General features: G+C 47.9%; 10 protein-coding genes and 1 tRNA gene. 1 reads left to right on the forward strand and 10 read right to left on the reverse strand.

The window, feature by feature from the left end:
• Positions 1-74 precede the first annotated feature (74 nt).
• Entirely contained in the window at positions 75-1,085 is a 1,011-nt protein-coding gene (locus O59_RS11630; RefSeq protein ID WP_040392483.1) for a Stealth CR1 domain-containing protein, read from the reverse strand.
• A gap of 185 nt (positions 1,086-1,270) precedes the next feature.
• Here O59_RS11630 and O59_RS11635 point away from each other — a divergent pair, with 185 nt between their 5' ends.
• On the forward strand, positions 1,271-4,126 hold the full coding sequence (locus O59_RS11635) for a valine--tRNA ligase (protein ID WP_007642904.1): 2,856 nt from the start codon (positions 1,271-1,273) through the stop codon (positions 4,124-4,126).
• Between the two features lie 185 nt (positions 4,127-4,311).
• On the opposite strand, the gene O59_RS11640 is transcribed toward O59_RS11635, so the two are convergent.
• The 9 genes from O59_RS11640 to eda form a co-directional block, all read right to left on the reverse strand.
• Positions 4,312-4,402 (reverse strand) — tRNA-Ser (locus tag O59_RS11640).
• Between the two features lie 239 nt (positions 4,403-4,641).
• Positions 4,642-4,833 carry a carbon storage regulator CsrA gene (csrA, locus tag O59_RS11645; RefSeq protein WP_007642906.1) on the reverse strand — a complete coding sequence of 64 codons (192 nt, stop codon included), beginning with the start codon at positions 4,831-4,833 and terminating at the stop codon, positions 4,642-4,644.
• Positions 4,834-5,055: 222 nt separating this feature from the next.
• Positions 5,056-6,303: an aspartate kinase gene (locus O59_RS11650; RefSeq protein ID WP_007642908.1), complete on the reverse strand. Its 1,248-nt coding sequence runs from the start codon at positions 6,301-6,303 to the stop codon at positions 5,056-5,058.
• A 153-nt stretch (positions 6,304-6,456) separates the two neighbouring features.
• Positions 6,457-9,084, reverse strand: coding sequence for an alanine--tRNA ligase (gene alaS, locus O59_RS11655; RefSeq protein ID WP_007642909.1), 2,628 nt, complete (start codon positions 9,082-9,084; stop codon positions 6,457-6,459).
• A gap of 46 nt (positions 9,085-9,130) precedes the next feature.
• A complete protein-coding gene (locus tag O59_RS11660; protein WP_007642910.1) occupies positions 9,131-9,325 on the reverse strand; it encodes a Trm112 family protein in 195 nt (64 codons plus the stop codon).
• Between the two features lie 118 nt (positions 9,326-9,443).
• Complete coding sequence (locus O59_RS11665) at positions 9,444-10,256, reverse strand: M23 family metallopeptidase (protein ID WP_007642911.1); 813 nt, start codon at positions 10,254-10,256, stop codon at positions 9,444-9,446.
• A gap of 74 nt (positions 10,257-10,330) precedes the next feature.
• Positions 10,331-11,776, reverse strand: coding sequence for a pyruvate kinase (gene pyk / locus O59_RS11670; RefSeq protein ID WP_007642912.1), 1,446 nt, complete (start codon positions 11,774-11,776; stop codon positions 10,331-10,333).
• Between the two features lie 11 nt (positions 11,777-11,787).
• Positions 11,788-12,792 carry a type I glyceraldehyde-3-phosphate dehydrogenase gene (gene gap, locus O59_RS11675; protein WP_040392276.1) on the reverse strand — a complete coding sequence of 335 codons (1,005 nt, stop codon included), beginning with the start codon at positions 12,790-12,792 and terminating at the stop codon, positions 11,788-11,790.
• Between the two features lie 133 nt (positions 12,793-12,925).
• Positions 12,926-13,561, reverse strand: coding sequence for a bifunctional 4-hydroxy-2-oxoglutarate aldolase/2-dehydro-3-deoxy-phosphogluconate aldolase (gene eda, locus O59_RS11680; RefSeq protein ID WP_007642915.1), 636 nt, complete (start codon positions 13,559-13,561; stop codon positions 12,926-12,928).
• Positions 13,562-13,605: the final 44 nt, after the last annotated feature.

Consider the following 13,605-nt stretch of genomic DNA (forward strand, 5'->3'; position numbering starts at 1 on the left):
TAGACGAGATACTTGTCTGGTGTGGCCGGGCTCTTCCTTACCACACCAAAAAATTTTCAACCAAAACACTAAAACTACAACAACAAATCCTCTAGTTTTCCCACCCGTCTATCCAGCCAATCAAAAATTAACTGCTGCTTTTCTTCTGAAGCAGTTTCAATGCTTTGCACACATGCGAAAACAATATTTTGGTTGCGCTCCGCGCCATGTAACTTCATCTTGATTCGCCACAGGGATTGATCGGAAGGCTTAAGTTGCATATTTGCAGCTGAGCTTTTAACCTCGGCAAGACTATTTTTCAAATGAAAATGGGAACACAATCCCTCCGGAACAAACTGATCCGGCACGCGCAGATGCGCTTTAATATTTTTCAACATAGCGTCGGGAAATTGTAAAAACAACTGTTCCCAACTCGATTTTTTCCATGGGTGGGGTACATGAGGAAGACGGAAGTAGTGTTTTTTAAAACCAATAAGCTCAGCACACTGCTGCTGTAACCCCCAAAAACTAATACGATTTTTTTTACGGTTCGCGCCCAACAAATTGCGCAGTGTTTTGAAGACCTGATTCCCCGGAATAGAAGCACTTAATCTTTTCCAGCGCCCACGAAGAACTACCTTACCATTCTTAAAGAAATCACCAGGAGTCACAGGGCGGACAATTACAAAATCATCATTAAAATAAATAAATTGCTCAGCCAAGCCTGGAATGCGCCACAGCAAACTGCTAATCGCCATGCTATTGAAGCTCGGCAAACAGTCCTCATGACCAGCAAATATTACTGAGTGATCGATAACCTTTACCTTATGCTCAAAAATACTCCCTTTAATTTTATCCATAAGCGCTGGCCGCTGATTGTCAGTGACTATATAAATAGTCTGCAACCAAGGGGCAAATTTCAGTAACGATGTAACGCAATAATCTATCTCGCCTGCATTGTGAAAGCGCGTTTTGCTCGCAGCGGCAGGTCTGGTACTACCAACGGACGCCAGGTAATTATTCAGCTTTTCAGCGTGGATTGGATCAGCGCCATCGACCCACATAATGACCGCGTCTATTGCTTCATTAACAATTGTTTCTGCCATAAATTTATCCGCATCGAGCTGTAAAAGTGCGCGCCATATTACACCATCACTGCTCTGGGTATCCGCCAAATAAACCGGGTTTTGGTGGGACTCAGGCAGCTAAAAGGCTATAATCGCAGCCAAATTTTTAGCCATTTTCGTTGACATAAACGTGTTAGCGACAGACCGAGAGAGCCAATATCGCTATGGAAAAGACCTACGAACCCCATGCTATTGAACGCCAGTGGTATCAAACCTGGGAAGAGAAAGGCTGTTTCAAACCAGCCGGCGAAGGCAACCCCTACTGCATTATGATCCCACCGCCAAATGTGACCGGTAGCTTGCATATGGGCCATGGTTTTAATAACGCAGTGATGGATGCATTGATTCGCTATCGCCGCATGAAGGGCGATGACACCCTGTGGCAAGTGGGTACTGACCACGCCGGTATTGCCACCCAAATGGTGGTTGAGCGTCAACTGGCTGCACAAGGTGTAAGCCGTCACGATTTGGGACGCGAAAAATTTCTGGAAAAAGTCTGGGAGTGGAAAGAACAATCGGGCGGCACTATCACCCGTCAAATTCGCCGTTTGGGTTCATCAGTGGATTGGAGCCGCGAGCGCTTTACTATGGATGATGGACTATCGACGGCAGTACAGGAAGCCTTTGTGCGCTTGTTTGAAGACGGCCTAATTTATCGCGGCAAACGCTTGGTCAATTGGGACCCTAAACTGCACACCGCTATTTCTGATCTGGAAGTGGAAAACCACGATGAAAAAGGTTCGTTGTGGAATCTGCGTTATCCGCTAGCCGATGGTGCAACCACGGCGGATGGTAAAAACTATTTAGTCGTCGCTACCACTCGCCCTGAAACCATGTTGGGCGACAGCGCTGTTGCGGTTCACCCTGAAGATGAGCGCTATAAATCGCTGATCGGTAAATTTGTCCTGCTGCCATTAGTTAATCGTTTGATTCCAATCGTTGCCGATGATTACGTTGACCGCGAATTTGGTACCGGCTGCGTAAAAATTACTCCCGCACACGATTTTAATGACTATGAGGTGGGCAAACGCCACAACTTGCCGTTAATCAATGTGCTCGATAAAAATGCTGCCGTTTTAGCGACTGCACAAATTTTTAATTTAGATGGCACGCTCAACACCCAACTCAACGGCACCCTGCCCGCCCAATACGCCGGGCTTGATCGCTATGAAGCGCGCAAACAAGTTGTCGCTGCATTTGAAGCAGCTGAATTGTTGGAAAAAATTGACGATCACGGTTTGAAAGTACCACGCGGTGATCGCTCTGGCGTGGTGATCGAGCCTTGGCTGACTGACCAATGGTACGTGAGCACCAAGCCATTGGCAGAACCTGCAATCGCAGCCGTTGAAGATGGTCGCATCCAGTTTGTACCAAAACAATACGAAAATATGTACTTCTCCTGGATGCGCGATATTCAGGATTGGTGTATCAGTCGGCAATTGTGGTGGGGCCACCGTATCCCAGCATGGTATGACGCAAGCGGCAAAGTTTACGTTGGTCGCAATGAAGCTGAAGTACGTAGCAAATATAATCTTGGTGCTGATGTAACACTGAATCAGGACGAAGATGTATTGGATACCTGGTTCAGTTCAGGCTTATGGACTTTCTCAACACTCGGCTGGCCAGAGCAAACGGAATTTTTGAAAAAATTCCATCCGACTGATTTGTTGGTGACCGGTTTCGATATTATTTTCTTCTGGGTTGCGCGCATGATTATGCTCACCATGCATTTGGTGAAACATGAAGACGGCACGCCGCAAATTCCGTTCAAAACCGTTTATGTGCACGGTTTAGTGCGCGATGGCCAAGGCCAAAAAATGTCCAAGTCCAAGGGCAACGTGCTCGATCCACTCGACATTATTGATGGCATTGACTTGGAAACCCTGGTGCAAAAACGCACTACTGGCTTGATGAACCCCAAAGATGCCGCCAAAATCGAAAAACAAACCCGTAAAGAATTTCCGGAGGGTATTCAAGCTTACGGCACTGATGCGTTGCGCTTTACCTTCTGCTCACTTGCATCAACCGGCCGCGATATTAAATTTGATATGGGTCGTGTAGAAGGCTATCGCAACTTCTGCAACAAAATCTGGAATGCCACCCGCTATGTACTAATGCACTGCGATGAACAAGATTGCGGGCAAGATGGCGCAACTGATTTCGAATTATCAGTTGCCGATCGCTGGATTATTAGCAAATTACAATTGGCAGAAAAATCCGTTGCGGAACATCTGGATAACTATCGCCTGGATTTGGCCGCACAGGCCATTTATGAATTTATCTGGAATGAATACTGCGATTGGTATCTCGAATTATCCAAACCGGTAATCTGGAACGCGGATGCTTCTGCGGAGCAGAAAAAAGGCACACGCCGCACCTTGATTCGTGTGCTCGAAACCATTCTGCGCTTAGCGCATCCGCTTATGCCATTTATCACCGAAGAAATTTGGCAAAAAATAAAACCGCTTGCTGGTGTTACGGGCGATTTCATTATGCATGCCCCCTACCCCCAAGCCGATGACAGCAAAATCAATCAACAGGCACTGAATGATGTTGAGTGGCTGCAAGCCGTGATTTTAGGTGTGCGCAATATTCGCGGCGAAATGAATATTTCCCCCGCAAAAGATTTGCCTGTGCTGTTTAAAAATGGCACCAATGAAGATCAACAGCGCCTGCAGAACAACCAGCAGTTCCTCAAAAAACTGGCATCACTGGAAAGCGTTACCTGGCTAAATGCGGGTGATGCCGAACCCATGTCTGCCACTACATTGGTAGGGCAAATGGAAATACTGGTGCCCATGGCAGGACTGATTGATAAAGATGCTGAAATCGCTCGCCTCACCAAAGAAAGCACCAAGTTGATTCAGGATATAGAACGAACTGAAATCAAACTGAACAATGAGGCATTTGTAGCAAAAGCACCCGCTGACGTGGTTGCGAATGAGCGCAACCGTGTTGCAGAACATAAAATTGCGGTGGAAAAATTGCGCGAACAAATCCAAAAAATCAGTGCACTATAAAAAGTGCCAGCGTAAATAAACAAAAAAGCCGATGCAAAAACATCGGCTTTTTTGTTGGAACTTTTTTGTGTTGTCTTAAGTCACGCTGGGCATCGCTGCATTGAACAACAACCTACAAAATAATTTTTAAACCTTAGAAAAACAAAAAGCCCAATCTTTCAATTGGGCTTTTTGTTTGAATTCAATGGCGGAGAAGGGGGGAGTCGAACCCCCGATACCCTTTTGAGGTATGCTCCCTTAGCAGGGGAGTGCCTTCGGCCACTCGGCCACTTCTCCACATCTACTGAAGCGAAGCAGGCTCCGTCTCAGCAGGTGCGGCATAATACCATAAATCTCTAAAAATCAAAGTCTTGAATTAAAAATTACGAAATAAAATAGTGATTTCTTTGTCTTCAAACGCGGCGTAAATATTCCATAGAATAAAAAACGAAACACAATAAACAGCTACGCGGCGGATGATCTCTCATGCCGCCGCGTAATTGAAAAGCGCCAAACAACAAAACGAAACTAAAATTTTAATCGTCTTGTTCTTCTTGATTTTGCTTTTCGCGCTGAATACGCTGATAAATTTCTTCGCGATGAACTGCAATATCTTTAGGAGCGTTGACACCAATACGAACCTGGTTGCCCTTTACACCTAAAACAGTAACGGTAACTTCGTCACCTACCATCAAGGTTTCGCCAATACGGCGAGTTAAAATTAACATCTTTAATCTCCTTCACTCATCCTGTAAGAGTACGATTTAGGCACCCCTTGCCACCATCGCCCCCCGAACACCCCCTGTCGCGTCCTGACAACCAAGTGCCTGGATCTAAGTATCGTCTACTTTTCACGAAAGGGAAGAAAACCCTAACATTTTTCTATTTGCCACAATCACAAACAGAAACACAACGCACACACCTTAACTAAACCGTCGCAATTAGAAGACTTAGCCCCTTACACGGCCTTCTGACGGTTCGGCATCCAAACCAAAAGCGGTGTGCAAACTACGCACAGCCAACTCCAAGTAACGCTCATCAATGATCACAGAAATTTTAATTTCAGATGTTGTGATCATTTGAATATTAATACGATCTTCCGCTAAAGCCGTAAACATTTTCGATGCAACGCCAGCATGAGAACGCATACCTACACCAACAATTGACACTTTAGCAACCTGATCATCACTGCGAACTTCACGGGCACCTATATCTTTGGCAACCGCTTCTAACACAGAGACTGCTTTATTCATGTCATTTTTATGGACAGTAAAAGTCAAATCAGTGGTGCCATCCGCAGACACATTCTGCACAATAACATCAACTTCTATATTTGCGGCACCGATTGGTGCAAGAATTTTTGCCGCTACGCCCGGAGTATCAGGTACACCAGCAACAGTTACTTTAGCTTCATCACGGTTGAATGCGATACCGGAAACAATAGGTTGTTCCATAGTTGAATCTTCCTCGTCGAGGGTAATCAGGGTTCCAGGGCCTTCTTTGAAACTGTGCAGCACGCGCAGTGGCACTTTATATTTACCAGCAAACTCTACAGAGCGGATTTGCAGCACTTTAGAGCCTTGACTAGCCATTTCCAGCATTTCTTCAAAGGTAATTTTTTCCAAGCGACGCGCGCGCTCACAAACACGAGGGTCGGTAGTGTATACGCCGTCCACATCGGTATAGATTTGACATTCGTCGGCTTTAAGCGCTGCAGCCAAAGCTACGCCAGTCGTGTCTGAACCTCCACGACCCAAAGTTGTGATATTGCCCTGCTCATCTACACCCTGGAATCCAGCAACTACCACTACACGACCAGCACTGAGGTCAGCACGCATGTTTTCTTCATCAATTGACTGAATTCGCGCCTTGGTGTGGGCATTGTCGGTAAGAATTCTAACCTGTGAACCAGTGTATGAACGAGCATCAACTCCGCGCTTTTTGAGTGCCATACAAAGCAGAGCAATAGTTACCTGCTCCCCGGTTGAAACCAACACATCCAACTCACGCGGATCGGGTGTTGCTTGCACTTGCTGAGCCAAACCAATCAAACGATTGGTTTCGCCACTCATTGCAGACAGCACCACTACCATATCGTGCCCCTGCGCACGGAAACCAGCTACTTTGTCAGCAACTTGCTCAATACGCTCAATGGAGCCAACAGAGGTGCCACCGTATTTCTGAACCAATAAGCTCATTACAGCCTATCCTTCTATCAATTGACGATTGCTAATATTTACTAACTAAATCACGAAAAAGGCGCCAATTAAACACCAGATTGCGACAAAAGTTAACCCAAATGGGTGATAAAAACCGATTAATAGCCTTTCCACACCCGTACCGTACAAGTATTAAGCAAGTCGGTCACTAACCCATGGCACTACCGAAGCTAATGCAGCATCGAGTGCGGCAACATCAGTACCACCACCTTGCGCCATATCCGGCCGGCCGCCACCCTTGCCACCTATTTGGCCCGCCACATAGCCCATCAGATCCCCCGCTTTTACTTTTGCGGTTATGTCCTGGGTTACACCGGCAATCAGTGAAACCTTGCCATCCTCAACAGCAGCTAAAAGCACCACCGCAGAGCCCAACTTATTTTTAAACTGATCCGCCGTGTCACGAAGGGATTTGGCATCAGCACCATCAAGATTCAAGGCAAGTACTTTAATACCTGCAACATCTATCGCTTGCGTGAGTACATCACCACTGCCAGCGGTCGCCAATTTGGTTTTAAGACCTGCCAAGTCTTTTTCCAATTTGCGGTTTTGCGCAACCAGTGCTTCAAGCTTTTCAATTAACGAGTCGCGATTCGCCTTAAGACTGCGGCCTGCGCCATCCACCAAGGCTTCAACCTGGTCAAACAACGCCAGCGCCTTGGCACCGGTGATCGCTTCAATACGACGCACACCTGCCGCCACACCAGACTCAGATGTAATGCGAAACAAACCTATATCACCAGTGCGATTTACGTGGGTACCGCCGCACAACTCAACAGAGAAACCATCCCCCATAGTCAGTACACGCACAGTATCGCCGTATTTTTCGCCAAACAGTGCCATAGCGCCTCTGGCTTTGGCAGCTTCCATATCGCAAAGATCAGTGGCAACTACAGAATTGGCGCGAATTTGATCATTTACCAAGGTTTCGATGGCTTTTAATTGATCAGCAGTCACAGCTTCAAAATGTGAAAAGTCAAATCGTAGGCGTTCAGAATCTACCAATGAACCTTTTTGCGTCACGTGCTCGCCCAGTACCTTACGTAAAGCAGCATGCATGAGATGTGTTGCCGAGTGATTCAATGCGGTCGCTTGGCGCACACTGGCATCAACTTTGGCAACAACGCTGTCGCCAACCGATATTGCCCCCTGTAGCACACGAACCAGATGTAAATGCGATGCACCCTGTTTTTGACAGTCGCGCACTTCAAGGCGATTAGTTCCCAGTTCCAAATAGCCGCAATCACCTGCTTGACCACCAGATTCAGCGTAGAAAGGTGTACGATCAAGCACTACCGCACCATCGTCACCTTCAACCAACCGCTCAACTTTTTTCCCATCTTTGACCAGTGCGAGCACCTTGCCTTGCTCTGCCAAAGAGCTGTAGCCGAGGAATTCACTCGCCGGTAAATCAAGGCCGGCAGCGTTGTAATCCACTTTAAAACTACCCGCTGCGCGAGCGCGGGCGCGCTGTTCAGCCATAGCGGCTTCATAACCTTCCTGATCAATGGTCAAGCCGCGTTCGCGGGCGATATCAGCCGTCAAATCAACCGGGAAGCCATAGGTATCATAAAGAGTGAAAACGACTTTACCGGGCACTTCGGTACCCGAGAGTTTGCCCAAAGCGTCTTCGAGAACAGCAATACCTTTGTCGAGTGTCTTTTCAAACTGCTCTTCTTCTTGCAACAACACACGCTCAATTTGCGCCTGATTCTTATACAACTCGGGGTATGCATCACCCATTACTTCCGCTAATGCCTTGGCCAGCTTATGGAAGAAAGGTTGCTTTTGGCCGAGTTGGTTGCCGTGGCGAATAGCGCGGCGAATGATGCGACGCAGCACATAACCGCGGCCTTCATTAGAGGGCACAACACCATCGCTAATCAGGAATGAACAGGAGCGGATATGGTCAGCAATCACACGCAGGGATTTGTTTTCCATGTCGTGGTTGCCGGTGGCATCGGCCGCTGCTTGTAACAGATGTTGAAACAGGTCGATTTCGTAGTTGGAATGCACATGCTGCATCACCGCTGAAATACGTTCCAAGCCCATACCGGTATCGACCGATGGCGCTGGCAGCGGATGCAAAACACCGTCCGCAGTGCGGTTAAACTGCATGAACACATTGTTCCAGATTTCAATGTAGCGATCGCCGTCCTCCTCAGGTGAACCCGGTGGACCACCCCAGATATCCGCGCCATGATCGTAGAAAATTTCAGTGCAAGGACCACAAGGACCGGTATCACCCATCGCCCAGAAGTTATCAGATGCGTAGGGCGCGCCTTTATTATCACCAATGCGAATGATGCGCTCTGCGGGTACACCAACGTCTTTATTCCAAATATCGTAAGCTTCATCGTCTGAAGCATAGACAGTTACCCAGAGTTTTTCGGCGGGGATATTGAGCCAATCTTTTGCGGTGAGGAATTCCCATGCGTAGCGAATAGCATCGTGTTTGAAGTAATCGCCAAAGCTGAAATTACCTAGCATTTCAAAGAAAGTGTGGTGACGTGCGGTATAGCCAACATTTTCCAGGTCGTTGTGTTTACCACCTGCGCGTACACAGCGCTGGGAACTGGTAGCACGATTGTAAGAGCGCTTGTCGCCCCCAAGGAATACGTCTTTGAATTGATTCATACCCGCATTGGTAAACAACAGCGTAGGGTCGTTTTCAGGAACCAGCGAACTGCTAGCAACAATAGTGTGACCTTTACTTTCAAAGTACTTCAAAAAGGCGTTGCGAATTTCAGCGCTCTTCATAATGCATCCACTAGATGTTCAAATTTCTAAGATCGCGCCTGCTTAATCAAGCGCGATGCTGTTCAATCTCTTCCGCGCCTAACTTGCGCGCTTCATGCTCCAGCATCACAGGGATACCATCGCGAATGGGGTATGCCAACCCGCTCTGCCAACAAATCAACTCCTGCTGTTCCGGCTTATACTCAAGCTCGCCTTTACTCACAGGACACACCAAAATACTGAGTAATTTTTTATCTATCATGATCTTAGGCCGCGATTAGCACTGCAGGGGGCGGTATCTTACACTGCCTTTTGCAGCCCTGTCTCTAGAGCCTCTTGGCTATCGCGGGAATTTGGGATTTAAATAACCAACCAGACAACTACTGGCTCGGCATCGCGCCAACCAACAACTGTGGATCAACACGCTCCTCAAACCAATTCATCCGCCAATCCAAATGCGGGCCTGTTGCGCGGCCAGTTTTACCTACCTTGGCGATGGCTTGACCTTGAACTATTTCATCACCCTTTTTTACCAAAATTTCGCTCAAGTGAATAAAGGTGGAGGACAAGCCATGCCCATGATCGATAATCAGAGTCCCGCCTGAAAAAAACATATCCGGATGTACAAGTGTGACTACCCCGCCTACAGGCGCATTTACGACAGTGCCGACTGGACGCGCGATGTCCACACCGTAATGGGGGGAGTTGGGGACGCCATTGTATACACGCTGACTACCGTATACGCCGGTGATGGGGCCAACCAAAGGCCATACAAATTCCTGAGCAAAAAACCGCAATGGCAAATTACCTTTGCGTGCATCAGCAGCCATTTGTGCTTCGCGGCGCGCGCGCGCGACTTGCTCGGGATCAGGCTCCACCGTCTGTTGCGGTACTCCTGTCACCCTCTGAATGTTGTAACTACGTTGCTTTACGGCAAACTTATGCTCAGTGCGGCCGCCCTGTGCATCAATTACTACTAGCGTTGCATAATCGGGGGCATCCCGCCCCAAACCAATGACAAACTCCCGCAGGGAAGAAAGTTGCAATTTCTTTCCGCGATATTCAATCTGACTACCATCCGGCACCTTACCGACAATAACCCCACCCTGTTGCCAGCTGCCACGCAACTCGAGCCCAAAGGCATGAATGCTCACCAGGGAAAACAACAAAAACACAAAAAACCTGCGCTTCATGGCAACTACTCATAACAACAAATAACGGACAAAAAAAACGGCAGCCAGGCTGCCGTTTTTAAGAGACCACTGTTTTAGACAGACTTGTCTTCTACACGCAGGATCTTCATCGTGTTGGTACCGCCCAGCAAGTTAGTATCACCGCTGGAGACTATCACCAAATCACCGTTCACCAATTCTCCTTGCGCCTTAAGCAGACCAATGGCGCGAGCAAAATCTTGCGCACAAGGGGTACTGTCCGTGTCGAAAGCGATTGGTTGAACACCACGATATAACGCCATTTTACGCTGAGTCCCCACATGACGAGAGAAAGCAAAAATTGGCAGCTGTGAACCTACACGAGACATCAAACGCGGGGTACTACCTGATTCGGTGAAAGAGATAATTGCTTTCACGCCATCAAGGTGGTTGGCGGTAAACATTGAAGCCAAGGCAATTGATTCATCAACAGTGCTAAAAGCCTGATCCATACGATAGTTGTCAAAACTCGCCGTTGGATGCTTCTCGGCGCCGAGAATGATACGCACCATTGCCTCTACAGTTTCCACTGGAAAACTACCAGCAGCAGTTTCAGCAGACAACATTACTGCGTCAGTGCCATCAAGCACAGCGTTGGCAACGTCGAATACTTCTGCACGGGTAGGCAATGGGCTGTTGATCATTGACTCCATCATCTGAGTCGCCGTGATTACCACTTTATTCAACGCACGTGAGCGGGCGATGATGCGTTTTTGCACACCAATCAAGGCAGCATCACCAATTTCAACACCCAAGTCGCCACGCGCGACCATCACTGCATCGCTCGCCATGATAATGCCATCGAGGGTTTCATCATCGGCAACTGCTTCTGCACGCTCAACTTTGGAAACCAATCCCGCACGACCACCGGCCTCAAGCATCAGCTTACGCGCGAAATGCATATCTTCAGCGGAACGTGGAAAAGATACCGCCAAATAATCCACATCAATTTCAGCGGCAGTCTTGATATCGGCAATGTCTTTTTCTGTCAGCGCCGGCGCAGTTAAACCACCACCTTGACGGTTAATACCTTTATTGTTCGATAAAGGACCGGCCACTTTGGTGGTGGTATAAATACGCGGGCCTTCGATTTTGTCGACCTGCAGCACTACACGACCATCATCCAACAAGAGCACATCACCAGGCTTACAGTCGTTGGGCAACTCTTTATAGTCGATACCAACTTGATCCTGATTGCCAGCATCGCGCTCAAGCGTTGCATCCAGAACAAACTTATCACCCACTTTCAGATAAATTTTACCTTCTGCAAAACGCGCAACGCGAATTTTGGGGCCTTGCAGATCACCCAATACGGCCACAAAACGATTGTGTTTCGCCGCCAATGCACGAACAGTTTCCGCGCGACGCTTATGATCCTCTGGAGAGCCGTGTGAAAAGTTCAACCGCACAACATTCACACCCGCCAGAATAAGCTTCTCAAGTACTTCCGGCGATTCAGAGGCCGGGCCGAGGGTACTGACAATCTTGGTACGTCTTAACATAACTGACTCTCTTATTTGGCGTTCATCAATGCAATGGTGTTATCCAACATGCGGTTTGAAAAACCCCATTCGTTATCGTACCAAGCCAATACTTTCACCCACTTGCCATACACTTTGGTTTGCAGTGAGTCATAGTTGGAAGAGTGCGGATTGTGGTTAAAATCGATTGAAACCAGCGGCTCATCAACGAATGCCAAAACACCTGGCATTTCTGTTTCAGCGGCTTTTTTCATCGCAGCGTTAATGGCTTCAACGCTTACGTCTTTTTCTACCAATACGTTCAGGTCAACCAAGGATACGTTGATGGTAGGAACGCGCACTGAAATACCATCCATTTTGCCTTTCAATTCCGGCAATACCAAACCAACCGCTTTTGCAGCGCCAGTGGTAGTGGGGATCATTGATTGGGTAGCTGAACGCGCACGATAGATATCTTTGTGGAATACGTCAGACAACACCTGATCATTGGTATAAGAGTGAATGGTGGTCATAGAGCCTTGCACGATTGTGAAGTTATCGTTCAACACTTTAGCAACCGGTGCCAAGCAGTTAGTCGTGCAAGAGGCGTTAGAGATAATGGTGTCAGTGGCTTTTAATACTTTGTCGTTTACACCGAATACCACGGTTGCATCAACATCGGTACCAGGAGCAGAGATGATGACTTTCTTGGCGCCAGCAGCCAAATGCAAACCGGCTTTTTCTTTGCTGGTGAAAATACCGGTACATTCGTACACCACATCCACATTCAATTCGCCCCAGGGCAACTTGGCAGGATCGCGCTCGGAAGTAATACGGATAGCATCGCCGTTAACGAACATGGTATCGCCTTCAAATTTAACGGTGCCGTTAAATCCGCCATGAACAGAATCGTATTTGGTGAGATGGGCATTGAGGTGAGCATCACCCAAGTCGTTGATACCAACGATCTGGATTTGGCTGCGCTTGCCTGATTCATACAAGGCACGCAGTACATTGCGACCGATACGACCGTAACCGTTAATTGCCACTCTAATCATTACATTCTCCTGAATAATTTGTTCATTGATTTTTGCTGTAGAGGCGCCGTTTGCTGCGCCCTTTTCCGGCGCTTAATACGCCCGTTTCTTGTATTCATTAGGCGCAGCAAGCACAAGCAGCTGCCTCCAGGTTTTAACCACGTGGCAGGCTTGCTGCTTCACGCGCAAGGCGCTCGATTTCATCCCAGCGTCCGGCTTTCATCAATTCTTTAGGCGCCATCCAAGTACCGCCTACGCAATGCACGTTGGGCAGGGCCAGATAGCTTGGTGCTTTAGCCAAATCAATACCACCCGTTGGGCAGAAAGTAATTTGCGGCAAAGGACCGGCAATTGACTTCAACATCGGCACACCGCCCGCTGCTTCAGCCGGAAAGAACTTTTGATGGGTAAAACCTTGAACGTAGAGATTCATTGCCTCGGTTGGTGTTGCAACACCGGCCAACAGCGGAACCGGACAAGCTTTAGCCGCTTCGATCAGCGCCGGTGTAGTGCCAGGGCTCACCAAAAAGGTTGAACCGGCTTTTACCGCTTTTTCTAAGTCTGCCGGGGTAATAATAGTGCCAGCACCAATTACCGCGTCATCGGGCAAGTCTTCCACCATGGCGCTGATGGCATCCAGTGCACAGGGGGTACGCAGGGTAATTTCCAACACTTTCAAGCCACCGTTATAAAGCGCTCTGGCCAAGGGCACAGCATCTTCAATGCGCTCTACCACCATAACGGGTACGACTGGCGCTACTCTGACAATTTGATCGATAGTTAAAGCCACTGTATGTCCCTCGTTGTTCAAAAAAGTTCGAAAGAATAATCTGC

Origin of the sequence: Cellvibrio sp. BR (assembly GCF_000263355.1) — a bacterium.
Lineage (GTDB): Bacteria > Pseudomonadota > Gammaproteobacteria > Pseudomonadales > Cellvibrionaceae > Cellvibrio.